At 40.5% G+C, this 26,095-nt stretch carries 24 protein-coding genes and 3 tRNA genes; 9 read left to right on the top strand and 18 right to left on the bottom strand.

The features are described 5' to 3' along the window. Positions 1 to 52: 52 nt before the first annotated feature. The 11 genes from L2764_RS18380 to L2764_RS18330 form a co-directional block, all read right to left on the bottom strand. Positions 53 to 128: transfer RNA gene (locus L2764_RS18380), tRNA-Lys, on the bottom strand. Between the two features lie 70 nt (positions 129 to 198). Next, positions 199 to 274: transfer RNA gene (locus L2764_RS18375), tRNA-Lys, on the bottom strand. Between the two features lie 71 nt (positions 275 to 345). Then, a tRNA-Lys gene (locus L2764_RS18370) sits at positions 346 to 421 on the bottom strand. Between the two features lie 203 nt (positions 422 to 624). Next, a complete protein-coding gene (gene ybgF, locus L2764_RS18365) occupies positions 625 to 1,353 on the bottom strand; it encodes a tol-pal system protein YbgF (RefSeq protein WP_248941783.1) in 729 nt (242 codons plus the stop codon). Positions 1,354 to 1,374: 21 nt separating this feature from the next. Then, positions 1,375 to 1,911, bottom strand: a complete 537-nt coding sequence (gene pal / locus L2764_RS18360; protein WP_248941782.1) for a peptidoglycan-associated lipoprotein Pal — start codon at positions 1,909 to 1,911, stop codon at positions 1,375 to 1,377. A 27-nt stretch (positions 1,912 to 1,938) separates the two neighbouring features. Then, positions 1,939 to 3,258, bottom strand: coding sequence for a Tol-Pal system beta propeller repeat protein TolB (tolB, locus tag L2764_RS18355; RefSeq protein ID WP_248941781.1), 1,320 nt, complete (start codon positions 3,256 to 3,258; stop codon positions 1,939 to 1,941). 9 nt (positions 3,259 to 3,267) lie between these two features. After that, on the bottom strand, positions 3,268 to 4,206 hold the full coding sequence (gene tolA / locus L2764_RS18350; protein WP_248941780.1) for a cell envelope integrity protein TolA: 939 nt from the start codon (positions 4,204 to 4,206) through the stop codon (positions 3,268 to 3,270). Then, complete coding sequence (gene tolR, locus L2764_RS18345; RefSeq protein ID WP_248941785.1) at positions 4,207 to 4,644, bottom strand: protein TolR; 438 nt, start codon at positions 4,642 to 4,644, stop codon at positions 4,207 to 4,209. Next, entirely contained in the window at positions 4,644 to 5,333 is a 690-nt protein-coding gene (gene tolQ / locus L2764_RS18340; protein ID WP_248941779.1) for a protein TolQ, read from the bottom strand. Before tolQ ends, tolR begins: the two co-directional genes overlap by 1 nt. Continuing rightward, positions 5,323 to 5,724: a tol-pal system-associated acyl-CoA thioesterase gene (gene ybgC, locus L2764_RS18335; protein ID WP_312018365.1), complete on the bottom strand. Its 402-nt coding sequence runs from the start codon at positions 5,722 to 5,724 to the stop codon at positions 5,323 to 5,325. The genes tolQ and ybgC overlap by 11 nt, the downstream gene beginning before the upstream one ends. An 834-nt stretch (positions 5,725 to 6,558) precedes the next feature. Beyond that, positions 6,559 to 7,425: a flagellar protein MotY gene (locus L2764_RS18330; RefSeq protein ID WP_248941778.1), complete on the bottom strand. Its 867-nt coding sequence runs from the start codon at positions 7,423 to 7,425 to the stop codon at positions 6,559 to 6,561. Positions 7,426 to 7,576: 151 nt separating this feature from the next. On the opposite strand from L2764_RS18330, the gene rnt reads away from it, so the two are divergent. Continuing rightward, positions 7,577 to 8,278 carry a ribonuclease T gene (gene rnt, locus L2764_RS18325; RefSeq protein WP_248941777.1) on the top strand — a complete coding sequence of 234 codons (702 nt, stop codon included), beginning with the start codon at positions 7,577 to 7,579 and terminating at the stop codon, positions 8,276 to 8,278. An 84-nt stretch (positions 8,279 to 8,362) separates the two neighbouring features. Here rnt and L2764_RS18320 read toward each other — a convergent pair whose 3' ends face one another. Continuing rightward, a complete protein-coding gene (locus L2764_RS18320; RefSeq protein ID WP_248941776.1) occupies positions 8,363 to 8,968 on the bottom strand; it encodes a peroxiredoxin C in 606 nt (201 codons plus the stop codon). Between the two features lie 295 nt (positions 8,969 to 9,263). Here L2764_RS18320 and L2764_RS18315 point away from each other — a divergent pair, with 295 nt between their 5' ends. Then, a complete protein-coding gene (locus L2764_RS18315; protein ID WP_248941775.1) occupies positions 9,264 to 10,583 on the top strand; it encodes a Na+/H+ antiporter family protein in 1,320 nt (439 codons plus the stop codon). 122 nt (positions 10,584 to 10,705) lie between these two features. Here the strand turns inward: L2764_RS18315 and upp are convergent, their stop codons facing one another. Continuing rightward, complete coding sequence (gene upp, locus L2764_RS18310; protein ID WP_248941774.1) at positions 10,706 to 11,332, bottom strand: uracil phosphoribosyltransferase; 627 nt, start codon at positions 11,330 to 11,332, stop codon at positions 10,706 to 10,708. Between the two features lie 215 nt (positions 11,333 to 11,547). On the opposite strand from upp, the gene purM reads away from it, so the two are divergent. From purM to L2764_RS18280, 6 genes are all read left to right on the top strand, one after another. Beyond that, positions 11,548 to 12,588, top strand: a complete 1,041-nt coding sequence (gene purM, locus L2764_RS18305) for a phosphoribosylformylglycinamidine cyclo-ligase (protein WP_248941773.1) — start codon at positions 11,548 to 11,550, stop codon at positions 12,586 to 12,588. Beyond that, positions 12,588 to 13,232 carry a phosphoribosylglycinamide formyltransferase gene (gene purN, locus L2764_RS18300; protein WP_248941772.1) on the top strand — a complete coding sequence of 215 codons (645 nt, stop codon included), beginning with the start codon at positions 12,588 to 12,590 and terminating at the stop codon, positions 13,230 to 13,232. Before purM ends, purN begins: the two co-directional genes overlap by 1 nt. Positions 13,233 to 13,427: 195 nt before the next feature. Next, positions 13,428 to 14,174, top strand: coding sequence for an HAD-IIA family hydrolase (locus tag L2764_RS18295; RefSeq protein ID WP_248941771.1), 747 nt, complete (start codon positions 13,428 to 13,430; stop codon positions 14,172 to 14,174). Between the two features lie 167 nt (positions 14,175 to 14,341). Continuing rightward, positions 14,342 to 16,009 (top strand): M28 family metallopeptidase, encoded by a 1,668-nt coding sequence (locus L2764_RS18290; RefSeq protein WP_248941770.1) that lies wholly within the window; start codon positions 14,342 to 14,344, stop codon positions 16,007 to 16,009. Between the two features lie 590 nt (positions 16,010 to 16,599). Continuing rightward, positions 16,600 to 18,264, top strand: a complete 1,665-nt coding sequence (gene asnB, locus L2764_RS18285; protein WP_248941769.1) for an asparagine synthase B — start codon at positions 16,600 to 16,602, stop codon at positions 18,262 to 18,264. A 255-nt stretch (positions 18,265 to 18,519) separates the two neighbouring features. Further along, on the top strand, positions 18,520 to 19,338 hold the full coding sequence (locus tag L2764_RS18280) for a tetratricopeptide repeat protein (RefSeq protein WP_248941768.1): 819 nt from the start codon (positions 18,520 to 18,522) through the stop codon (positions 19,336 to 19,338). 153 nt (positions 19,339 to 19,491) lie between these two features. On the opposite strand, the gene L2764_RS18275 is transcribed toward L2764_RS18280, so the two are convergent. From L2764_RS18275 to L2764_RS18265, 3 genes are all read right to left on the bottom strand, one after another. Beyond that, complete coding sequence (locus L2764_RS18275; RefSeq protein WP_248941767.1) at positions 19,492 to 19,893, bottom strand: hypothetical protein; 402 nt, start codon at positions 19,891 to 19,893, stop codon at positions 19,492 to 19,494. A gap of 119 nt (positions 19,894 to 20,012) precedes the next feature. Continuing rightward, positions 20,013 to 20,903: a zinc metalloprotease gene (locus L2764_RS18270; RefSeq protein WP_248941766.1), complete on the bottom strand. Its 891-nt coding sequence runs from the start codon at positions 20,901 to 20,903 to the stop codon at positions 20,013 to 20,015. A 1,530-nt stretch (positions 20,904 to 22,433) separates the two neighbouring features. Continuing rightward, positions 22,434 to 23,159 (bottom strand): hypothetical protein, encoded by a 726-nt coding sequence (locus L2764_RS18265; protein ID WP_248941765.1) that lies wholly within the window; start codon positions 23,157 to 23,159, stop codon positions 22,434 to 22,436. A 354-nt stretch (positions 23,160 to 23,513) separates the two neighbouring features. Between L2764_RS18265 and L2764_RS18260 the strand changes: the two genes are divergently transcribed. Next, positions 23,514 to 24,251 (top strand): hypothetical protein, encoded by a 738-nt coding sequence (locus tag L2764_RS18260; protein WP_248941764.1) that lies wholly within the window; start codon positions 23,514 to 23,516, stop codon positions 24,249 to 24,251. A gap of 459 nt (positions 24,252 to 24,710) precedes the next feature. Here the strand turns inward: L2764_RS18260 and L2764_RS18255 are convergent, their stop codons facing one another. Beyond that, on the bottom strand, positions 24,711 to 25,346 hold the full coding sequence (locus L2764_RS18255; protein WP_248941763.1) for an HNH endonuclease: 636 nt from the start codon (positions 25,344 to 25,346) through the stop codon (positions 24,711 to 24,713). A gap of 300 nt (positions 25,347 to 25,646) precedes the next feature. Then, positions 25,647 to 25,916, bottom strand: a complete 270-nt coding sequence (locus L2764_RS18250; protein WP_248941762.1) for a hypothetical protein — start codon at positions 25,914 to 25,916, stop codon at positions 25,647 to 25,649. Positions 25,917 to 26,095: the final 179 nt, after the last annotated feature.

Below are 26,095 nucleotides of genomic sequence, written 5' to 3'. Positions count from 1 at the left end.
TTGTACACTTCTCAGATCTAAACTGAATAAATTCAATCTATTCTCATAAAAGTGGTGGGTCGTGAAGGATTCGAACCTTCGACCAATTGGTTAAAAGCCAACTGCTCTACCAACTGAGCTAACGACCCATCTTGTTCATCACACGTTTGTACACTTCTCAGATCTAAACTGAATAAATTCAATCTATTCTCATAAAAGTGGTGGGTCGTGAAGGATTCGAACCTTCGACCAATTGGTTAAAAGCCAACTGCTCTACCGACTGAGCTAACGACCCATCTTGTTCATCACATGTTTGTACACTTCTCAAATCTAAACTGAATAAATTCAATCTATTCTCATAAAAAGTGGTGGGTCGTGAAGGATTCGAACCTTCGACCAATTGGTTAAAAGCCAACTGCTCTACCGACTGAGCTAACGACCCATCAAAATCAAATCTAAAATGTCAGAGATAGATAACCTATAAGGCATTAATCACCAACAAACTATTTGACTCCCTCAAATACCTATCTCGTTCTGAGGGCGCCTATAATACCGTTTTAATCTCTTCATGCAAGCGTAAATTAAGCCTTTTTGACCAGTTGCATGAAAAACCATCGAGAAGATTATTTTTTAGATTATGTCAAACTAAAGCTCGCCTAATTTTTGTTCGGCAATGCGGGCGGCTGCACTTTTTGCGTACTCTTTAATAACATTTTGATAGAATTTACGTGCGCTAGCATTATTACCTTGCTTTTTAGCAATCATGCCTAACTTCACCATACTATCACCACGCTTAGTCGAATTTTTATACTTTCCGACCACCGTCGTAAAGGCCTTCTGCGCTCCCGCTAAATCTCCTTTGTTATATAACAGCTGCCCTAGCCAATAGTTCGCATTAGCGGCATAAGTCGACTGAGGATATTCAATAATAAATTGACGAAAAGCAGGAATAGCATCCTCATACTTTCTTTCTTTAAGAACTAAGTTAACCGCTTTTTCATAACTCGCCGTTTCTCCCAACGAGCTAGACACTGGTGTCATCGTTTCATCTTGAGAAGACACAACGGAAGAAGACCCACTGGATAAATTCGCGATATCATCATACAACTGCCTTTGACGTTGAAGCATTTGGTTCATTTGATAACCTTGCTCCTCAGTCAATCCCCGTAAATCCAAGACATCTTGCTGCAAAGCATCTAAGCGTTGCTGCATCTCAAATTCACTCTGTTGTTTTGCTTTAATAATCCTTTCTAACTTTGCCACTCTAGTATTAATAGAGCTTGAAGTAGTAGCAATATCCTCAACAGGAGCAGGCGCTGCAAAAGCAGCGCCTGTTGTAAGGGATATTGCCGCAATAAATGCGGCGACTTTCATAAGAAAAACCCTGTTACCTTATTAATAAACTAAAATGGCTCGGCGGTTTTGTGCAAATGCAGCATCAGAGCGTGAAGTATCAGCAGGTTTTTCTTCACCATAACTGACGATACTCATTTGACTTGGTAATACACCCATACCTTGTAGGTATTTAGTCACTGACTTAGCACGACGTTCACCTAGAGCAATGTTGTACTCAGGTGTACCACGCGCATCGGTATAGCCTTCAATAACCACTTTCACATTTGAATGCTCAACTAAATAAGCCGCATGTGCTTTCAAGATCTCTTCAAATTGAGGAGATACAGCACTGCTATCAAATTCAAAGTAAATCACATTTTCTTTTCTTAGCTCTTGGAATTTAAGACGTTGCTGCTCCTCTGGTGACACGATTGGAGCCACGCCACCCGTTTGTACACCATTTGCAGCCGATTCACTTGATGTGGTCCCATTAGTACTTGTTGCATCGGTCTCTGTTTCCGAAGTTGAACTACAAGCACTCACAGCCATAATCGGAAGTACAACCAACATTGCTTTAAACAGCTTATTTAAATCCATTATTAAATCCTTAATCTTATTGTTTAGTTAGAGAAATGGTGACCAAGAAGGTGATTTCACTTCCCCTTGACCCATTGGTAATCTTGCTTTAAAACGACCATCCATTGATACAGCCGCCAATACTTGCTTACCTTGATAAGTTGTCCCATAAATAACCATGGTACCATTAGGTGCAATACTTGGAGATTCGTCTAGACGCGTCTCCGTCAACACTTGCATAAAGCGCGTTTTTAAATCCATTCTCGCAATATGAAATTTACCTTGCGTCCGGTTCACGAATACAATACTGCGTCCATCAGGCATCACCGCCCCGCCAAGATTCCATTCACCTTCAAAGGTTAAACGGGACACTTTACCGGTACCCAAATACGCTCGATATAATTGTGGCCTTCCACCTCTCTCAGAGGTAAAAAGTAAAGACTTACCATCTGGAAACCACCTAGCTTCGGTATCGATAGCATAGTGATTGGTGACACGAGTCAAGGCCTTGGTTGCAATATCCACAATATAAATGTCAGGTTGACCATCTTTTGAAAGTGTAATCGCTAACTTCTTCCCATCGGGAGAAAAAGAAGGAGCCCCGTTAATACTGGGGTAACTCGTGATTTTAGTCCGTACTTGTGTATAAATATCTTGTATATAAATCTCTGACTTTTTATTTTCAAAACTCACATAAGCCAATTTCCTACCGTCGGGTGACCAACTGGGTGACATTAACGGTTCAGGTGAGCGAAGTAACATCTGTTCATTGTAACCATCATAATCCGCAATCATCAAACGATAAGGAAATTTTGCACCATACTCGACCACGACATAAGCTATTCGGGTTAAAAATGCGCCTTTAATGCCAGTTAATTGCTCATAAACAATATCACTAATCCTATGAGCATATTGTCTAAACTGAGCTTGAGTAATCACCGCTTCACGAGTATCGAGTAATAAATCATTTTTCGTCGCAGCTGGATTTTGCTGTGCTTTAACTAAATCAATTAAATCAAAGCTCACTAAATATTTACCAGCTCCATAGGGTTTTATCGACCCCATCACCACCGCTTCAGCGCTCACGTTAGCCCAAGCAGCAGTGTTAAATTCAGTGACACCTGAAATACCCTTTTGCGGTAAACCAAAAGTATCAATGGGATGAAATGTCCCACTTCGGGCCAAATCCGATGTCACTACATCAGAAATCTGTGAGGGCATGGGATCCTGCCCTTCCCATTTAAACGGCATAACAACAATGGGGCGGGCTGCATCAACCCCTTCGGTTATAACAATGTCCAATGCCGCCTTGACAGGCGCTGAACAAAGCACAAGTATTAAAACTAAACATTTTCCTAATACTTTCATAAGAATCCTTTAATTAAACTTATCGGGAGACACAGTTAAGTTGATTTCCCTTAACTTTTCATAAACATCCGGTTCTGCCGAAACAGGCAAACGTCCCGCTTTCGTAATCGCTGTTTTAGCCGCTCGACAGACGACATTATCACCACTTAATGTTTTCACAGCAGTAACAAAACCATCCTTAGCTAAACGGACAAACACTTTACAGCTCTTACCTCGCATTGACTCATTGGTGATTAAATTTCGCTCAATCGTCGCTTTTATCATGGCGCGGTACTTATTCACCTCAGACACTAGCTGTTTATTTTTAAGGCTAGATAAGCTAGCTTGCTCCTTTTCTAACGCGTCTTGCATCATTTGTTCTTGTTCACGACGGGCATTTTCTTCTGCTTGTCGTTTACGTTCGGCAGCGGCTTTTCTCTTACGTTCATCCGCCACTTTTTTCGCTGCGACTTCTTCTTGTTTGCGCTTTTCAACAGCTTGCTGGGCTGCAGCTTCTGCCACCTGACGTTCCTTTTCCTTCTGTTTACGTTGAGTTTCAGCTTGCTGTGCTTTTTCTAATGCTTGCTGTTGCTTTAACTTCGCCGCTTTCGCTGCAGCCAAAGCTTGCTCCGTTTCCTTCTCTTTTTGCTGACGTTGCTGCTCAAGTTTTTTTATTTTTAACTGCTCTTGCTTTCTGTCTTTACGGGCTTGATCCGCTTGCCGTTCAAGCTCTTCCAGACGAGACTTTTCTTTACGTTGTGCCGCTAATTTTTGTGCTTTTAACTTTTCAACCTGCTGCGTCACTTTAGATTGATCAATAATCACAGCGCGTAATGCAGGGGCACTTACCTGAGGTATCACCTCTGGTTTATCGACGAAATCCAGATTCAATGCTAAAAGAGCAATAACGCCGATGTGTATACCTGCAGAAATCGAAATGGGTATACTTAATTTGGATTTTTTAGCCACCTATTTATCCTCTTGCGCATCAGTCATTAAGCCCACAGAAGGAACACCTGCATTTTGCAACGTCACCATCAATTGGATGACTTTCTCATAAGTAATACTTTTATCAGCCTTCACCACAACGGGTCGTTGCGGTTCAAGCTGAATAATGGCCGCCACTCGAATAGCAATATCATCCAGACTTAAAGTTTCACGATTACTGACGCTACCCACATCTAAATAATATTCACCTTGGGCATCAATAGAGGCAACGACCGGAGGCTTACTATCTGCAGGCAAAGATTCAGCAGCCCCTTGAGGCAAATCAACTTTGACCCCTTGAGTCACGATGGGTGCCGTCACCATAAAAATTATCAAGAGCACCAACATAACATCGATATAAGGCACAACATTGATCTCAGCCACTGGACGACGACGTTTTCGTTGATAACCCTGCTGCATCATGCTTGTTCCTTTTCACTGTAGGCTTGACGATGCAATATACTGGAAAACTCTTCCATGAAGTTAGCATAAGCCATATCAATTTTTTCGACTTGGGTCGAAAAGCGATTATAGGCAATCACAGCTGGTATAGCGGCAAATAATCCCATAGCTGTTGCAATCAACGCTTCTGCAATGCCTGGTGCCACCATCGCAAGTGTGGCATTTTCAACCGCACCAAGCGCAATAAAAGAATTCATAATACCCCATACCGTACCAAAGAGACCGATATAAGGGCTCGTTGAGCCAATAGTAGCCAGTAACGGTAAATGGGTTTCCAAGCTCTCTAACTCTCTTGAAAGAGACACTCTCATCGCACGATAACTACCGTCCATAACGGCTTCAGGAAACCGGCCATTTAATTTACTTAAACGCGCATATTCCTTAAACCCCGTAACAAAGAGTAATTCAGTCCCGGTATTGCTATCTTGGCGTGCCGATAGCTCCTGATATAATTTATTTAAATCAACACCTGACCAAAATTTGTCTTCAAACTTTTCCGTTTGGGTTTTCGCTGCAGCCAGTAATTTCCTGCGTTGAAAAATGACGCCCCAAGACATAACAGACAGCGCTAACAGGGTTAGCATCACAAATTTAACGAGTAAACTAGCCTGTAAAAATAGACCTATTAAAGAGATATCAGCATCCACAGGAAAACTCCTTTATAATATGTTTTGGTATAGCTTTGGGTTTCATTTGAGATAATGAGATACAAGCCACTAAGATCATCCCCTTACAATATACAACACCGTCTTCATCGATGATTCTTTGCTCAAACAATAAAGATGCACGCTTAACCTTGTTGACCTTAGTTTCAACAATTAAGTTCTGTTCTAATCTTGCAGGTTTACAAAAATCGAGTTCAGCATGTTTGACTGCAAAAGCCCGATCTCCAGCCAATAAATCGGTCTGGCTGATGCCTAACGCATTTAACCACTGAGTTCTTGCACGCTCGAAAAACTTTAAATAGTTAGCATGATAAACCACACCACCGGCATCGGTGTCTTCATAGTAAATAAAAATGGGCCAGCTAAACATCACTTTAATAAACGCCAATCTAAGTCAAAATAAAGGCCTACTATACCTAGCCTATAACCAATTGTGAATGCTCAGGCATCACTCGATGTCAGAATACTTAACAAAACAAATGATATAAAAAAAAGAATACCTGACACTTACACCGCCAGAGTCAAAGATAAATTGCCAACCGAACAAGCACTAATCAATCAAAAACAATAAGTTGAACTTTAGTCGAGTCACTCTTCAAATTCAGAAGTTATTTAACGAAAAGGAGAAAATGCTACGCCTTACTCATTAATTAATGATTAATAAAGTGATAACATTAAATAATAGAGATAAAAACATAATTTAAAAATATTTAATTTAAATTCATTAAGTTATCATTATTACGGTTATTTTTATTGATATAACACATCATCAATTGATTAGAAATACTAATTAATAAACGCAGTTTTTCTCGTTTGTGACCAGTAGAATATAACGCTATCATTATTACGTTCTCAGGAAGTGTCTGCTAGCAGATATGAGAACAGAGAGCATTATGCTTTAGTGAGTAATCACAGAAGTGTTTCCACAGCTTCTTATGCTTGACTTCCTTCCTTCAATTTGTTGATTGCAAATATATTCTTGCAGCCCGTTGATTATTCAACGGGCCATTTTTTTAATAAAAACACAACATTAACCTTAATGATCATAAATAGATGCAGCATTCACTTTTTTGGTATATTTTAAATAATTAATTATCATTAATATCACTGTCACAAAATGTAATTAGTACATTATTCACGCAATCAAACAATTATAAAACACAAACTTAATGGCTATAGATAAAAACACTGCCACTATCTTTATCAATTAAGATTTAGTGATCCGAATCACCACCCGTCTATTTTTAGCTCTTTCATCCATCGAACGATTAGACGCCACATACCGTTTTTCCCCATGAGCAACAGTCAAAATGCGTCCTTCTTCAATGCCACTTTCCATCAATAAAGCCTTAACAGCGTCGGCTCTTCGCTGAGATAATGTTTGATTACTGCTCCGAGAGCCATAACTATCACTGTAAGCATCGATTAAAACCAGTTCAACACTAGGATCAAAAACAAAATAAGCTTTAATTTTATTGAGCTGAGATTGAGCATAAGAGGTCAGTTCCTTACTTCCCACACGATAGCTAAGTACTGTGAAAGCAATATCCTCAAAAGAATAAGGCAATAACTTCGCTACACAGGCTTTAAAAGCCCGAAAACCCGCATTAAAGTTCACGGAAGATAAACCTACAGCAACTTGGTTTTGCGCATTGTACCAATCATTATAATAAAATGTCGGCTGCATTCCTGATTTAAGTTGAGTCAACATAGACCAAGCAATACCATCTGACACTTCACCGTTAAAAGACTGTTGATAACTTAATGCTGTGATCGGCTCACTGACTTTTCCTGGCCGCCATGTTGGTGCAATACTAATAAGTTGAACTTGCGTCACCTTATTGGGCTTTATCCACATATCTAAAGAAAAATTTAAATTGTTTTCTTTACTGGCATGACTGGTAAATACCGCTTTTCCGTAAGCAGGAATATCATGTTCCAATTGACAAGATAGAGGATTATCTTGACTAAGATGCCACTGCGACACTTCAATATCGGCAACAAAATGCCTCAATTCCGCTTGAAGTGAAAAAGATAAACAACCAATAAGAGCCAAAAAAACACGTTGCCACATACTAAGCTCACCTCAACAATCTAATAATGTTAGCTATCGACCCATTGAACAATTTCTTTAATTTATACCCAAGCTATTTGGGTAAAGCGCAAACTGGTATCTTCAAGTCGCTTGGGTATAATAGCCTCAGATAAATTATTAGGATAACTGAATGACTGACATTTGCGACGCGCATAAAATGAAACACCGTTTTAGAGGCTACTTTCCCGTCGTCATTGATGTAGAGACCGCTGGATTTAATGCTCAAACGGATGCGTTGCTGGAAATTGCTGTGACGCTACTAAAGATGGATAATGAAGGTAACTTAGTATTCGATAAAACACTGCATTATCATATTGAGCCTTTTGAAGGAGCAAACCTTGAGCCCGAAGCGTTAGCCTTTAACGGAATCGATCCGACGAATCCTCTTCGAGGTGCAGTTGATGAGAAACACGCTTTTTTAGAAATATTTAAAGACGTCAAAAAAGCACAAAAAGCCGCTGACTGCCATCGCAGTATCATAGTCGCCCACAATGCGGCCTTTGATCATGCTTTTGTCACCAAAGCCATTGAACGAAATGGATTAAAACGCACTCCCTTTCATCCTTTTGCCACTTTTGATACCGCCACCCTTGCAGGGCTTGCTATAGGTCACACTGTTCTCGCAAAAGCATGCTCTATCGCAGGAATTGAATTTGATAACAAACAAGCTCATTCGGCCTTATATGACACAGAGCGGACAGCTGAGCTGTTTTGCCTTATCGTTAATCGCTGGAAAAGTTTAGGGGGTTGGCCATTGGCTAATGAACCTCAACAAAATGACGGTGACGAAAACAGCGATCATTCTCCGGTAGATGCGTCAATCACGACCTAAGCTCCTGTGCATGTTATCTCATCGATAAAAAAGCATAAAAAAAGCTGCGATAATCGCAGCTTTTTTTATTCTACTTCCCAACCATTATAGCTCGGCAGCATTCTCACTTAGGTATGAAGCAACACCTGCTGGACTTGCGTCCATACCTTTATCGCCTTTTTCCCAACCCGCTGGACATACATCACCATGCTCTTCATGGAACTGAAGTGCATCGATCATACGTAGCATTTCATCAACATTACGCCCAAGCGGTAAATCATTCACGACTTGGTGACGAACTTGACCGGCCTTATCAACAAGGAAAGAACCACGGAAAGCCACACCCGCTTCAGGATGCTCAACATCATAAGCTTTACAAATCTCATGTTTAACGTCAGCAACTAAGGTATATCTAACCGGTCCAATACCACCTTGGTCAACAGGGGTATTACGCCATGCGTTATGAGTGAACTGAGAATCAATAGAAACACCAATCACTTCAACGCCGCGCTTTGTGAACTCTTCAATACGGTGATCAAAAGCGATCAACTCTGAAGGGCAAACAAAAGTAAAATCAAGTGGGTAGAAAAAGATAACCGCTGGCTTACCTTTAATCGCTTCAGTTAGATTAAAGCTATCAACAATTTCACCATTACCAAGAACTGCTGCGGCAGTAAAATCAGGTGCCGAACGGCCTACTAATACGCTCATTTTATATCTCCATCTATGGATTGAATAAGATCATGCATGAAAAGCTAATGGCATTATAGGCAGTGTATGACGAGGTACAACCTATTTGAGGAAAATATCGATAAATTAAAATTTAAATAGCGATTAGGTGCACAAATAGTTCGCATTATTTCCTTAAAAAGTTAAGGTGAATGATAATTTTATCTATCAATGTAGGCTTCTCATATATCAGTAGCACACCATTAACACTGGACAAGAAAAAAATTACCGTCAAACTATAGGCCTTTCCGTCACTCAAACAATAAGAAAGAAACCTATGAATGCCGTTGTAATTGCCGTTTGTTTAATGCTGGTGCTCAGCGTCGCCAGAGTCAATGTCGTTATCGCATTAACCATTAGTGCGCTTGTCGCTGGATTAGTCGGCGGTATCGATTTACAGCATACGGTCAATGCTTTTAATACTGGCTTAGGCGGTGGTGCTAAAATTGCCTTAAGTTACGCATTGTTAGGCGCCTTTGCCGTCGCACTATCACATTCAGGACTCACCACATTAATCTCTCAAAAAGTCATTAGTGCATTAGGTCAAGAGCACAACTCATCCAATTTGACAAAGGTACGCTGGGGATTATTATTAGCCATTTTAGCCATGGCTATCTCATCACAAAACCTGATCCCCATCCACATTGCCTTTATTCCGATCCTGATCCCGCCACTATTACATGTTATATCTAGGTTGTCATTAGATAGAAGAATTGTTGCCTGCGTGATAACATTTGGTTTAGTCACTACCTACATGATCCTTCCCATCGGATTTGGTGGTATTTTCTTAAATGACATTTTGCTCGCCAATTTAAATAACAATGGACTCAATGCCGTTCGCGAGCAAATTCCTACTGCGATGCTATTACCCGCAATGGGAATGATAGTCGGGTTATTAACGGCTGTTTTTATTAGCTATCGTAAACCAAGAGAATACAGTGAATCTGCCATTTTAAAAGCAGAGCCTGAAGAAAAAATACAAAAGAAAAATATTATTATCGCGTTAGTGGCTATCCTTTCAGCACTCACAGTGCAAATTTTTACTGGCTCTATGATTTTTGGTGCCTTAATGGGTTTCATTATTTTTAGCTTTTCTGGCGCGCTCAAACATGTGGCCGATCAAGATATTTTTAATCAAGGTGTACGCATGATGGCCAATATCGGCTTTATCATGATTTCGGCAGCTGGCTTTGCCGCCGTCATAAAAGCCACCGGCGATGTGAATACCCTAGTCGCGTCACTGAATCACCTTATTGGGGATAATAAAGCCCTTGCCGCCTTTTTAATGCTACTTGTTGGACTTCTCATCACCATGGGCATTGGCTCATCCTTCTCAACAATCCCGATTATCGCCACTATCTATGTGCCGCTTGCATTAGGGTTTGGCTTTTCTGTTCCCGCCACGATTGCACTAGTGGGTACTGCCGCAGCCTTAGGTGATGCAGGCTCACCCGCATCAGATTCAACCTTAGGCCCGACAGCGGGGTTAAACGCCGATGGACAACATGATCACATTAATGACAGTGTGATCCCAACGTTCATTCATTACAATATTCCATTACTGGTCTTTGGCTGGATTGCCGCGATGGTCCTTTAGTCTTAAAAAAGATAATATAACGCATAAAATAAGGGAGCCTAGGCTCCCTTATTTTTTATCCCTAAACCGATTTAAGATGGTTTAATAATAGTACTGCTTATCGCTTATTAATGGGCTACTACTTATTTAGTGCCAAAAATTTTATCGCCTGCATCACCGAGTCCCGGTAGAATATAGCCTTGCTCATTTAAGCAATCATCGATAGCCGCTGTATAAAGTTCTATGTCTGGATGGGCCTCTTTTAATGCCGCAATACCCTCTGGCGCAGCCACGAGCACTAAGGCTTTAATCGCGATACAGCCTCTGTCTTTTAATAAATCAATCGTTGAAATCATTGAGCCCCCCGTCGCCAACATAGGATCAATAACGAGCGCAATACGCTCATTAATATTACTGGCTAACTTTTCAAAATATGGTACAGGTTGTAAGGTCTCTTCATCACGATATATACCAACAACCGAAATACGTGCACTCGGAAGGTGCTCTAACACCCCATCCATCATTCCAAGTCCCGCTCGCAGGATAGGCACAACGGTCACTTTTTTACCTTTAATTTGTTCCACTTTTACAGGACCATTCCAACCTTCGATAGTCACCGTTTCAGTTTCAAAATCCGCAGTAGCCTCATAGGTTAATAAACTGCCAACTTCGGCAGCCAATTCACGAAAACGTTTAGTACTTATATCACCTTCACGCATCAATCCCACTTTATGACGAACTAAAGGGTGCTTGACTTCAACGACTTTCATACATTTATCCTCTTTTAATTTATTCTATGACTGAAACCACCACTTATCAGCACAATCTTAGTTTATTTGTTCTGGATCTAAAACATAAAATTTCCATATATGAGCCCTTATCACGCTTTAAAACACAAAACATGGCTTTCGAGCTCAAGCGCAAACTGGTAGAATAACGCCGCATAAAATCCTATAACGATGTACCCGTACCCGAGAGGATCTTCGTGAGCACTCCAACTACTCCATTGAGCTATAAAGACGCAGGTGTCGATATTGATGCCGGTAACGCCCTTGTCGATAACATCAAGTCTGCTGTTAAACGCACTCATCGCCCTGAAGTCATGGGCAACTTAGGAGGCTTTGGCGCCCTATGTGAACTTCCCACTAAATATAAGCACCCAGTACTGGTATCAGGCACTGACGGAGTTGGCACTAAATTAAGACTCGCTATTGATCACCAAAAACACGACACTGTCGGTATCGATCTCGTTGCCATGTGTGTCAATGATTTAATCGTTTCTGGTGCTGAGCCATTGTTTTTTCTCGATTACTATGCAACAGGAAAACTTGACGTTGCGACCGCCACATCGGTGGTGAATGGTATTGCAGAAGGTTGTCAGCAATCAGGATGTGCCTTAATTGGTGGTGAAACAGCTGAAATGCCCGGCATGTACGAAGGTGAAGATTATGATCTCGCAGGCTTTTGTGTGGGCGTGGTCGAGAAAGAAGACATCATCGATGGCAGCAAAGTAAAAGCGGGAGATGCCCTCATCGCTTTAGCCGCAAGCGGTCCTCACTCTAATGGCTTCTCACTCATCCGTAAAGTGTTAGAAGTCAGCGGTGTCGATCCGTTAAGCCACCTTGAAGGTAAACCGTTAATCGATCACTTGATTGAACCCACAAAAATCTATGTCAAATCGTTGCTGAAACTCATTGAAGCATCCGATGTTCATGCCATGGCACATATTACTGGTGGTGGGTTTTGGGAAAATATCCCTCGTGTTTTACCCGATGATTGTAAAGCCATCATTCAAGGGAAATCTTGGCAGTGGCCCAGCGTCTTTAACTGGTTAATGGAAAAAGGCAATATCAACGAATTTGAAATGTACCGCACGTTTAACTGTGGTGTCGGTATGCTAATCGCATTGCCTGAAGATCGTGTTGAAGCCGCATTGGCCTTACTCGCCCAAGAAGGCGAGCAAGCTTGGCTTATCGGCCATATTGCCAACCGTCAAGAGACTGATGAGCAAGTGGAGATAATCTAATGGCTCAGCCTTGTCGTATTTTAGTGCTCATTTCGGGTGGTGGGAGTAACTTACAAGCCATAATGGATACTGTCGATGATAACCCACAAGCTGAAGTCGTCGGTGTTATCAGTCACAACCCTAATGCCTACGGATTAATACGTGCTCATATTAATGAGATCAATACCAGTTGCATTATCCCTCATCAAAATGAAACACGCATTGAGTATGATAAGCGCCTGAGTATCGCTATCGATAAATATCAGCCTGATTTGATCGTATTGGCCGGCTTTATGCGGATTTTAAGTGATGATCTCGTGCTGCAGTATGAAGGTAAAATGCTCAATATTCATCCGTCTTTATTACCTAAATATACCGGACTGCATACGCATCAATCGGTATTAGACTCAGATGATAAAGAACATGGGGCCAGTGTCCATTTTGTCATTCCAAAGCTGGATGCCGGCCCGGTTATCTTGCAAGCCAAAGTCCCCGTTTATGAAGATGATAGCGTTGATACTCTGGCTGCGCGGGTCTATGAACAAGAGCATGCTATTTATCCTATAGTCATAAAATGGTTCAGTTTAGGTCGACTAAATATGCGCTCAAATCAAGCCTATTTAGATGATAAATGCCTACCGATCAACGGGTATGCACCTGACTAGTCAACCATAATGATTGTTATACTAGCCACTGACTGAAACTTTTCTGTCAGTGGCTAGCATTCCCTTAAGAACAAATCCATTAAACAAAAAACCTTCGCAGTTCCATATCTTCTCCCCCCCCTACCCATTGCCGCTTAACACTAAAAAAATGATATACTCAACTGGAGTTATTATGAGACCAAGTGGAAATAATCAATGAAAAGTATTATATGCGATATCGACGGTGTGCTGTTACACGATAATAAGCTTATTCCCGGCAGTGATGTGTTCATTCAACGTATTTTAAAGCAAGGTAACCCTCTCGTCTTATTAACCAATTACCCCGTACAAACGGCCAAAGATCTGCAAAATAGATTAGGCGCGGCCGGCATTAATATTCCAGAGTCTCATTTTTATACCTCAGCAATGGCTACCGCAGATTTTTTAAAGCATCAAGATGGCAGTAAAGCTTATGTGATTGGCGAGGGTGCATTAACCCATGAACTCTATAAAGCGGGTTTTACGATTACTGACATTAATCCCGACTTTGTTATCGTCGGTGAAACCCGTTCATACAATTGGGACATGATCCACAAAGCAGCCAAGTTTGTCGCCGAAGGCGCCCGCTTCATTGCCACAAATCCTGATACTCACGGCCCTTCTTATAGCCCAGCCTGCGGGGCCTTATGTGCACCCATTGAGCGGATCAGCGGCCGTAAGCCCTTCTATGTTGGAAAACCCAGTGCTTGGATCATCCGCTCGGCACTTAATCATATTCAAGGCCATTCAGATAACACCATTATTATTGGCGATAATATGCATACTGATATTCTTGCAGGCTTTCAAGCTGGATTAGAAACGGTATTGGTCACCAGTGGGGTAAGCAGTTTAAGTGACATCAACCAAGAACCCTTTAGGCCTAATCATATTTTCGATTACGCTGTTGATATTAACATTGTTTAATAATTTAAAAAAACGTTATTTTTCAATGGCAGAATCAAATAAAAACAATCCTCAATCACATTCTCTTACACTATTAATCTTCAGTAGCCTATAAGATTAGCGCAAAATGCTCATCTGAATATATTTAATATTGCCCCTAATTGTGATAAAAATAACAGGAAATAAATATGCGTGTGTTCTTATCCGTTTTATTATTAACACAACTCATTGCTTGCAGTCCTAATGACACTGCATCCAACACCTTATTTGATGAATCTCATTTGCGTCAAGATATCAAAATCCTCTCATCCGATAAATTTGAAGGTCGAGCGCCCAACACCCGTGGAGAAAAACTCACGTTACAGTTTCTTACCCGCTCCTTTGGAGAAATGGGGCTCACTAAACCCAATGGTAAAGATTACTTACAAGCCGTTCCAATGATAAGTTATGCCGCTTCAGAGCAACAAGTCATTAGCTTAGGCGAACTGAGCCTCAATAACCAACAAGACATCATACTCAATAGTCGCCATGATAAAGAAACAATTAGCATACGCAACGCCCCTTTAGTCTTTGTCGGTTATGGGATCAATGCCCCAGAATACCATTGGAATGATTATCGTGACCTTGATATGAAGGGAAAAATTGCGTTGATCTTAGTCAACGATCCTGGTTTTTCTCACCCAGAAAGTGATTTATTTGGCGGCAAAGCAATGAGTTATTATGGTCGCTGGACCTATAAATTTGAAGAAGCCAGCCGTCAAGGTGCTTTAGGCGCTATCATTATTCATCAGACAAAACCTGCTGGCTACCCTTGGTCTGTTGTTGTTAATAGCTGGAATGGACCCCAACAAGATTTGCAGCCCAATAATGAAAAGGCGAACAATGAAGAGACCAATAACACAGCAATAAACAATCGCGTGAACATAGAAGGCTGGATCACTTTTGATAAAGCTAAGCAACTCTTTAACAATGCAGGTCTCCCGCTTAAAAACTTATTAGATAGAGCATCAGCAAGCGAGATTAATTTACCCTTAAACATGACCGCCTCTATCGCTTTTAAAAATAAAGTCGAATATTCGACTAGCTACAATGTTATTGCCACCTTACCGGGTACAGATCAAACAAATGAGCATGTTTTATTTACCGCCCATTGGGATCATATCGGTACCGATAAACAAAAAACAGGAGACAATATCTATAATGGGGCCGTCGATAATGCGTCAGGCACAGCAGGAATGCTCGCCATTGCTCGGCAATTTATCAAACAAATAAAAGAAAATGGCCCCTTAGCACGTTCTATCACTTTTATTGCGACCACAGGTGAAGAACAAGGATTATTAGGCTCACGTTATTATGTTCAGCATCCCTTATATCCTTTGGATGCTACCGTTGCGGTCTTTAATTTAGACAGCAGCAACATCTATGGGCCAACCAAAGATTACATTATCATTGGTAAAGGAAAATCAGAGCTCGAGAACTATCTGATTAAGAATGCCACTCGACAAGAGCGACATGCCATCAGTGAAGCCAACCCGGAAGTGGGTGGTTTTTTTCGCTCTGATCATTTCAGTTTCGCACAAAAAGGCGTTCCTGCGGTCTTTGCTGGCGGGGGGAATCAACCCATAGATGCGGCAACATCATTAAAAAAAGAACAAATGAAGAAAAATATGCAGGGCTGCTACCATGACATATGCGATGAATATAGAGAGGATTGGGATCTACGCGGCGCACTCGAAGATCTCACCATTTACTATCAAGCCGCCAACGAATTAGCCAATAATCACGACTGGCCAGGTTATTATGGAGGCACGGAGTTTTATTCATTGAGACCTGCACATCCAGCCATAACGCCTTAACATTTTCAAGCGTAATGCCTGCAAACCTAGGGCTTAAAACCTAGCCCTTAAAAAATAAATGGTTAAGTCACATTGCTCACTCCAAACCTGCTGCAGAGACAGCAGGTTTGGGAAGCAATGACATGAAAGCCAATAACCGATACAAGCACCAATCAAGCACCATAAAGATAAAGATAAAGATAAAGATAAAGATAAAGATAAAGATAAAGATAAAGATAAAGATAAAGATAAAGATAAAGATAAAGATAAAGATAAAGATAAAACAAGAATACAACCCATAGACAACATTTCACTCAGATTTATTCAAATAACGCATCAAAAAAACCACTAATATTGATCATTACACTTTTATATCATTCATTGTAGAACCTTTAATACTCGCCTCATCTCAGTCTATTTTTTTATTAAACCACAATATAAATGTAATTTTAATGAGGATTATTTAATTTTATGATTAAAATAGTGATAATTAACCAGTGAAAAACGGCTTTTTAATGAGTATTTGATGTTTTTATATTTGAGAAAAAAGTCACTTAATGTCACAGTAGGTTCAATTCAATACCAGATTACCATGTTTAGGAGTTTTCAATATGTGTTCAATATTTGCCATTTTAGATATTCACTCGGATGTGACGGCATTACGTCAAGTTGCCCTTGAAATGTCAAAGTTACTCCGTCACCGTGGACCCGACTGGTCTGGTATTTACAGCTCAGATAATGCCATTTTAGCCCACGAACGACTCGCGATTGTTGATATCGATAACGGTGCTCAGCCCTTAATCAGTCAAGATGGCAATCTTATATTGGCGGTCAACGGAGAAATCTATAACCACAAAGAATTAAAAGCTGCATTAGGGGACAAATATCAATATCAAACCCTATCAGATTGTGAAGTTATTTTAGCGCTATATCAAGAATATAGCGTTGATTTTCTTGATAAGCTTAACGGGATTTTTGCTTTCGTCCTCTACGATAAAACAAAAAACAGCTACCTTATTGGTCGGGATCATATGGGGATTATTCCGCTATATACCGGACGCGACGTCGACGGACAATTTTATATCGCCTCAGAGATGAAAGCATTAATGCCTGTTTGTAAAACCGTTGATATTTTTGCCCCAGGTCATTACCTCAGCAGCGATTCAGGCCAGCCGCAACGTTATTATCAACGCGATTGGAGAGAGTTTTCAGAAGTTGCTGACAACCCTGCCAGTATCGAAGAAGTGCGTGACGCCTTAGAAGCTGCCGTTAAACGTCAACTCATGTCAGATGTCCCCTATGGTGTCCTGCTGTCAGGTGGATTGGATTCTTCAGTGATCTCAGCCATCACCCAAACCTTCGCAAAACACCGGATTGAAAATGACAGTGAAACCAATGCTTGGTGGCCCCAACTCCACTCATTTGCTGTAGGACTAGAAGGCGCTCCTGATCTTATCGCCGCCAAAAAAGTCGCTGACGCTATTGGCACCATACACCATGAAATGACATTCACTTTTCAAGATGGTTTAGATGCCCTAAAGGATGTGATCTATCATTTAGAAACGTATGACGTCACCACCATTCGCGCCGCAACACCTATGTATCTAATGGCCCGAAAAATTAAAGCCATGGGAATCAAAATGGTATTATCAGGTGAAGGCGCCGATGAATTATTTGGTGGCTACCTTTATTTCCATAAAGCCCCTAACGCACAAGCTTTCCATGAAGAATTAGTCAGAAAACTCGATAAGCTGCATTTGTTTGATTGTCTACGCGCGAATAAAGCCATGGCCGCTTGGGGATTAGAAGCAAGAGTGCCTTTTCTTGATAAAGAGTTTATGGATGTCGCTATGCGGATCAACCCTGAAGCAAAAATGTCAAAAGATGGACGCATAGAAAAACATATTTTACGTCAAGCCTTCGAACATAAATTACCCGCAGAAGTGACATGGCGTCAAAAAGAGCAATTCAGTGATGGCGTTGGCTATTCATGGATTGATGGCCTTAAAGAACATGCCGAGATTCAGGTAAGTGATAAGCAACTTGCCAGTGCTGAATTTAAATTTCCGTACAACACACCGACAACCAAAGAAGCGTATTTCTATCGCGGCTTTTTTGAAACACACTTTCCGCTACCGAGTGCCGCTGAAACCGTACCAGGGGGCAAATCAGTGGCCTGCTCAACACCTGAAGCATTGGCCTGGGATGAGAGTTTACAAAACATCGTCGATCCATCTGGGCGTGCGGTGCAATCTGTCCATGACAGCGCTTATTAATAAACTGATCAGCAACTAAACTTACCCACAAATAACGCATTGCCTATAGTGATCTATTTCATTATGGGCAATGATCCATCTGATATTCACAAAATGGCATTCCTACAACAAGAAACAATGATAAGCAATTGTATAAATTGACTATTTACAGATAATAATCTGAAGAGGTATATTACTCAATCATAAGAACTCAGTCATAAGGAAAGGTGCATTTTATTCCATGCCGCTAATGACAATCTTGCTATAGGGATCACCATGCGTTTTACTCTGTCACTTTTTTTTCTATTTCACTCACTCATCCCCTATTCTTCCAGTTTTGCTGGTACTCATAACAGCCAATCTCCCCAACAGATCCAAGTAGGTGACATATTGATCAATAATAGTCACCTACAATGGTACACCGTTCATATTGTGGCCTTAGACAACAATGATGTTCTTGGCATGACCGCGCACGCTATATTATATAAAGCCAGCACCAATAAGCCCTCCCTGTCCTTGCTTACACCCAATAATATTGCCAGTCAACACTCTCAAATGGATATTGACAGTTTTCAAGATTGGCATAAATTAACCCATAAAAAACCGACGCCACAGGATCTTGAAGGCTATATTCATTATTTAAAGCACGCCAATTTTGAGCATTACGTTCACTACACTGGACAAAATAGTGCACAGATCATTGCCAAATCTAATGCATTAGATAAAAAAGCCCATAGAGAAAAGCGCCAAGGTCATCACGATAAAGCCATTCATTTATACCAAAAGGCCATTGAACTTTACCCTACCAACGTTCAAGCAATGGAGCATTTAGCCTCGCTTTATATGGATAGCGACTTATTTGATGAAGCTCTTGCCTTATTTGAGTCATCATTACATCTCCATCCCGATAACAGCACAGGCCAATTACTCTTAGGTCAATGCCTACTCCACATGGGACGTTTTTATCAAGCCAAACGGGTTTTCCAAGACGGCATTAAGCAATACCCCGAACAAAAAGCCCTATTTACTCACTATCATCAATGCGCCTTAGAAGAACAAAATAACCGTAATAACATCAAGATGATTAGCTTATAACCCGTAATAGATTCGCTCGATCATGAAAAATAGAGCGAATGATTGAATGAACTCTGGCTCCATTGATAACTCTAATCCATGAATAATAAGCGCTTACCTAATAAGTTAGTTTGTAATCATTAACTCAGCAAATAATTCTAGGTGTCTTGGAGCTTATGAAGCGGACTGCCAGTTTATCAGTGATAGATACTGCTTATTTTGACAAAACCACACAGTAACCAGGGTATTATCTCGGATAATACTCTTACTTTGCTCTATGGTTGGCCAATCTGTCGCTTTGAAAGGTTGGCCACGAAGATATAGTTGCTTGAATAATTGCTCCAGTTTAGTGTAGTGGATCTTAATCTTTTCCGTGGTATTAGCATCGGTATCAATAACTAAGCTAATCATGCTATTACTGCGATGATAAGTGATCACCCTTCCCTGCCATGAACTGACCTGATCCCGAGGACATTCAACATATTCCGGTACTCTTAAGCGACCCGTTTGAGAATGAGTATTAAATGAGCATATTAGTATGACTAATATGGGTGTTATCAGCTTTATTCTAGTCATGCTATATGAGGTCCGAAAACAATAAATATATTATACTCGGGTATATACTTTAACAAGAAAATTGACAGAGCATTAAGCGCTTAATAATATTAATTTAATTAAGCGCTAATGGTCAAAAGTTATAGATTTCGATAAGTAGAGCTTAACTCATCTGCGCGTATTGACTGACCTTCGCTAAGTTCATACATACAGGAATCATCAGTGTAATCCATGAAATTGTTGATCGGATCCAGTCCTGCTGCATTAGTGCCACGAGTACAGCTATCACGGTTAACCGGACAACCATAGGCAGCACTTCTCTCTGCAGGAGTATCACTCACAAAGTCACCAGAGCCACGGCAGCCGCCTTGAAAGGTATGGTACAAACCGAGCCAATGTCCCACTTCATGGGTGCCAGTATCCCCTTCACTATAGGGAAATGCACTGCCGTTAGGCAAAGACTCAAATAACACGACTACCCCATCATTACTAGGATCAGAGGCATAATCACTCGGAAAAGTTGCCCAACCTAATAAGCCATCAGCATTATTAGTGTAAAAATTCAAATCAGAGGCGTCTCCCTGACGCAAAGCCGTTTTCATTTGTCTCTCGGCACTGGAGCCATAACCGGCATTAAACCAGGAGTCATTTTGGCTAACATCTGTTGAGACTAAATTAAAAGTAAAAGGCGTCGTGCTATAAGCGCTATTGAGTACCACCATTTGTGCATTAATATCAGCAGTGGATACCTGGCCATTGTTATTACTATCAGTAACGATATGCATATAAACATCGACAGAAACCGAAGCTATGCTTCGAAGATCGCTGGCGCTTCTTGATGCTTTTATTCGCAAATCCTGAAAATGCTTTTCCTTCATCATTGCTTCTTTATCACTAGGATGTTCAGTGCCACAATAACGATTATTAGTATTATCATGTTCGAAGCTATTAATGGCTTCCGATTGAGCTAATAAAGGTAAGAATAAAAGTGGTAAAGCTGACGCGATAAGAGCTATTTTATTAGACTTCATTAATAATTCCCTTATTAAATTAAAGTTATTTTTAGACATAAACTTTGCCAAAAGTAAGTCTTTTTCTCTTAGGGCATCATTTGCATTGTTGATTTAAATTAATTCGAAATTCATATTACTGATTGCAAATTAATTAAAATGTATCCTAGAGGGTTGTTTTAATTAAGTCAAACATTAGAACAACCTAATAATCAATTATCATGAGAATATAATAAGAACATTGTAAGAATATTATGAGAATATAATACAACTATTCTACCTGCCTATAATGATAAATAATCACTTATCATTACTTCCTGTACCAAAGTCTAGTTCAGACCATGCAGAATACAAACAACATATTGAATTATATGTAGTTTAGCACGATAACCATTAAAGAAATCAGTAATCATGACGCAGTTGAGTTTATTTATAGCTTCACTAATTCTTATTTAAGTTACGTTATAGTTGGTTTGGTCTAGAACTAAACTGACTTACCACAAGTAATAATGACAATAATTATATGATATATTAAAATAAAATATGGTTTCAAATAATACTTTATTTTAATCGTTAAAACTTTATATCAACAGTCACTGAAAAGTGCTCCGTTCTCTTTTTATTTGGTATTTTTACTGAATGCTTTTTATCTTTTAAAAGGAAACTTACTAGAGTTAGGTAATAAGCAGTCAACTCTGACAGGCTTCCAACAGGACCTTTAAGGAAGCAAGTAAACTCAGTCACCAGCTTCGGCCTGTTTTCTTAATGGGTATTTAATCAATTTAAAGTCGGCATTGCGGACTCACTGATTACCCCACGCTTATAATTACAAATAACTCGCCCCATTCATCCATTAATACCATTGCCGATCTTCATCGTTATTTTTTTTCCTTAAGTCATAGCCACATTCAGTAAAGCCTTTTCATAAACCACTTTATAAACCTGAGTTTTTCTGTTTTATGAAGCGGTTAATTGACATGAGTATGTTACGCCTACAAAAGCAGATTGTTGGGAACAACAGATAGCCTCCTTGTTTTAAGCAGGTGATTATACAAGATGGCAGTTCATTCGCCGTCCATGATAGTCTAGCACACTGTTTTAAAGGCCGTTTTACTAAGGTGGGTCCCGCTGCAGTTGAATTACATGTCAGATAATATATCTGACAAAACACACCAGAAGCAATCCAATTAGCACAATCATCAAGCGGAATATGATTTTCTTTCCTTAGCTTCAAGCTTAAGTGACTGAAAACGATCTCTAAAAATGATAATGATGTCGGAGAAATAAAAATACCCCCATTAATGGTAGTTACTGTTACCTATCCACAGGGTGTCTCTTCTAACCTGCGCTACGTTCTTCTTAAACGTGGCATAGTGAAGTGGCATAGTAACCTCCTACATCTACGAGTCCATAAGCTTAGTAGGAGGATTAAAAACATGTCATTAATGATACTAATCCTTGTCTACAACAAACGAGAGATGGAGGAATAGCCACTCGCTTATTGGTGTCTTTTTGCCGCAACTAGCATTTCTACGATGCCAAATATTATCCCTATTCTAGGATATCTCCTACCTCATCCCGCTGCTCAGGTCCCACTTTATATCGTTGAAAGTTGAAATATTCATTGATGACAATATAGGCTAATTTATTGGCATAAAAAGTAAAATCTTCGAGGATCCGCTCACTCTCATAGCTATACCCTTTTGGCAACGACAAACCGGCTAAACCATTTAACTCATTAACTTGATATTCCGCTGGCGTCTCTCCAAAAATTGACACCAAACCATATTTATCCCCCGAGGGAGAAACAATCACTTGTAACACTGAGCCCGCAAACAACGTCAAACGCGTATGACGGGCAATAGTCGCGCTAAACCAAATCAAATCTGATTGAAGATTTTCCGGCACCATAGGTTCTTTTTCAATTTGCCGGGCAATTAAAGTAAGAGTCACCGTCACTCCTGCAGCATCAAGCTTCAAGGTTTTCGGCATACTCGGCGGCAGCTTTTGAGGAAAGGGGAAAATAACGGAACACGCAGGATAGCCTATCGATGAGGCAAGTGTACCTTTGCTAAATTTATACGGATCTTCAGCCCCCTCAGCTTGTTGGGAGGCACCAGAAAATGACACGAAGCGGGGCAGATAGGGCTCAATCGTCGCTGCAAAAGTGGACGCATCCGAACCTGCGTTACTGTAAATATAACCATCTGAGGTAGCATGATCCTGACGATATTCAAGGTTATAACCATCCGCAGGTATTATTTCATAATCTGACATATTTTGTCCTTTGTCATAAAGTGATGAATTCGGGAAGCAATCATATAAGGGCGGTTATAAAATATACTCATTAACCGTTACTACTTTTTTAGCAACCACACAACGACCTGTCAACCCGAAAGCGAACGCAGATGAGATTTTGCATTATATGTGGCGGAGGGCCAAAAAAAAGGCCGCAGCGCGACGATTCGAAGCTCCCCCCCACACCTTGCGATCGCTGCGCTCCCATGCTATAACTGTGTTATAAGACTGCTCCAAAGCACATAAATATATAAAAGTATGATACTTTCCCCATTGAATTTACATCAATCATCAATGATAATTCGTGTCAAATTAACAATCACAAAATATAAGATGACAAAAGCACTTACTCTTATTGATAACCTCATCGCACAAATTGATAGTTACCTAGACTCCAGCAACTCGGTTACAAATTCAGCAACTAACTCGCACACGACACAGACTGATCTTAATATCCAACGTCGTATTAACGAATGCCAAGGAACAATCGCGTTAACTCACTATGATTCTGTTAGCACTGACATAAACGAAAACAACTTATCACTGGATGACTCGTCCAACATCAGCAAAAAACTGGGTAAAATTGACAAACTCTATAAAAAAGCAACGATTGATTATAACATCGACATACAAGAAACATGCTTAATCACCAGCCAGCAAGACATGCTGAAAAAAATGGACTTAGTTGATCATGATGGCGGCAAGACAAGTAAAACCAAATGGGTGATTAAAGACGGGCAATTATACGTTGCCAGCCATGCCCCATGGCGACAACCCTCCAACCCATCAAGTGATGATAAGAAAAAAATTCATCATCCTGAATTTAGTATCAACTCCTTCGGCACCTTAAAAAATGATATGGCACAAAGCGGTGTGTTTTGTGGTGGAGAGCTTAAGGTGGATGAAAACGGCAAAGTCATCTCGTTTAACATCGACTGCAGTTACACCAAAGAAGACGGAAACAGCGACACATATAAACAGCAAGCCAAAGAAAATGGCTACGCTAGTTTATTACACTTTAATCAATTAGGCCTGCTACCAGATAATTTAGACGAGTTAAGCATTGGATAACATGCATTAGCAGATCTGTGCACAACGTCAATCGCGCAAGCTTGATCTGACAGTGGCCTATTTAATTCGGTAACTGTCAGGTTATATTGGGCAAAATTGTAGCCAGCACAAGTTTATTATTTTCACCTGCGGTGAGCAACATAATAGATTCATTGCCTGCGGCAAACTAAGGTCGTGGATTCCCATCCACACTGGGGCAAGAGGGGATCAGCGGCAATGCCCTCTTGCTGATTGTGAAATAAAGAGCCCTGCCGCCCCTAGCGAAGTTATTATCCTCATACTTCATTGAAAATATTCTATCGTTTCCGATGGGGATCTCAAAAGAAAAGCAGTGTACTTATTCATTCAGCAATAATAATGGGTGGCCTAGCTCCCTTCGGGCTCCTCATGTTAATAGAGAGCACACTTGCCTCTTTCTTAAAAACAGAGAAGCGGCTGCGCGCGGCCTATCCTTATCTGTTACACGGAAGCTGCATAAGACTTGATAATTTTCTTTAGCTCAGAAATATGGATTGTTGATTTTTGCCTATGAAGCATCCTATGACAATTTGAGCAAACTAGAGCTAAATCAGATATTTTAGTTTTAGTATTTCCATCTAATTCCGAAACTGGAACTTTGTGATACGCTTCGATGAACCCTAATCCCAGCTCTCCGTATTTGTTATAAAAATCAAAATCACAAATATCGCAGGGTAATGTTCCTGTGTCTTCTAGTCTCGCGGCCTTAGCCTTTCTGGTAATGCTGGAATCTCGTTCTTTTGAACGGTGAAGGCGGTACTTTTCTTTACCTTCTGCAAATGAAGACTCATCGTCATCACTGACTATTACATCCAATGCACCATCACGACGATCTATAACTGTATGGCCTCTACTTCTTAGGTCGTCTCTTGCCCTAACGGCGTTAAAATCATTAGGTGGAAGCTCATTTCCAAAAGCATATTTAGCGGCTAATGAAATAACATACTTGGGAGGGTAGCGCTTATTGCCATGCAGGTAGTCATAATGGACAGACTTTCTAGAAACAGGAATTCCATCCTTAATAATTTCTTGGATCGCAAGCTCCAAATGTGTTTTTTCTATTCCATCAGGTATCAATTAAATTCTCCTGCCGTGTAACCTTTATATAGTGCGCATGCTCGATTACCACACCTCTTACTTAACAAGCGGGCCGGTTATTATGGCAATCTAAGCTCTTACCCAGAGCAGACGCACATCTAATTTACTGTATTAGCTATTAATAACAGATTAATTTACTTGATTCCCATTAAATACACCAGCCTACTTGTATAAATTTAACCATCGATGACTTGGTTCTGATAAGTTCCTTGGCGCAGTCTTTTGAACAAATGTGGCAATGTTAGCCATCTAATTGACTTAATATATGTTTTACGCTTATTAATGATTTCTAATTTCAACAACTGTATCTGGTTCTTTCCGTAAAGCAGTCGCCGCCCCACCAATTTGAACACACTTAAATTCAAGTTCAGTTGATCCAAGGCGGGCAGGTGCTGCTGGCGTAACTGTTTCGCGAAGTATTTTCACTTCGAGTCCCTTTTGTTCGCAAAACGCATTAGCCTCACGAAACACTTCAGCTTTATTTGAAAGGGACACACCTAGACCCGGAGAACCATCTTTCTTTCCTATGTAGAAAGAGTCCTGACTCATAGGAATAACACCAGTACTTGTACTTGTACTGTGAGCGTCCGGCGAACTACGCCTTGCTTAGTTTAACGTGCCAAGGTAAGAGACTATTGAGATCACAGTTGGGGGGAGATAGCTGTTCCAAGCAATGTTCGATGTAATCGAATGGCTTAATCCCCTTCGATTATATCGCACACTGTTTG

It is taken from the genome of Shewanella surugensis (assembly GCF_023284005.1).
Lineage (GTDB): Bacteria > Pseudomonadota > Gammaproteobacteria > Enterobacterales > Shewanellaceae > Shewanella > Shewanella surugensis.
This window is presented reverse-complemented; position numbering and strand designations above follow the sequence as displayed.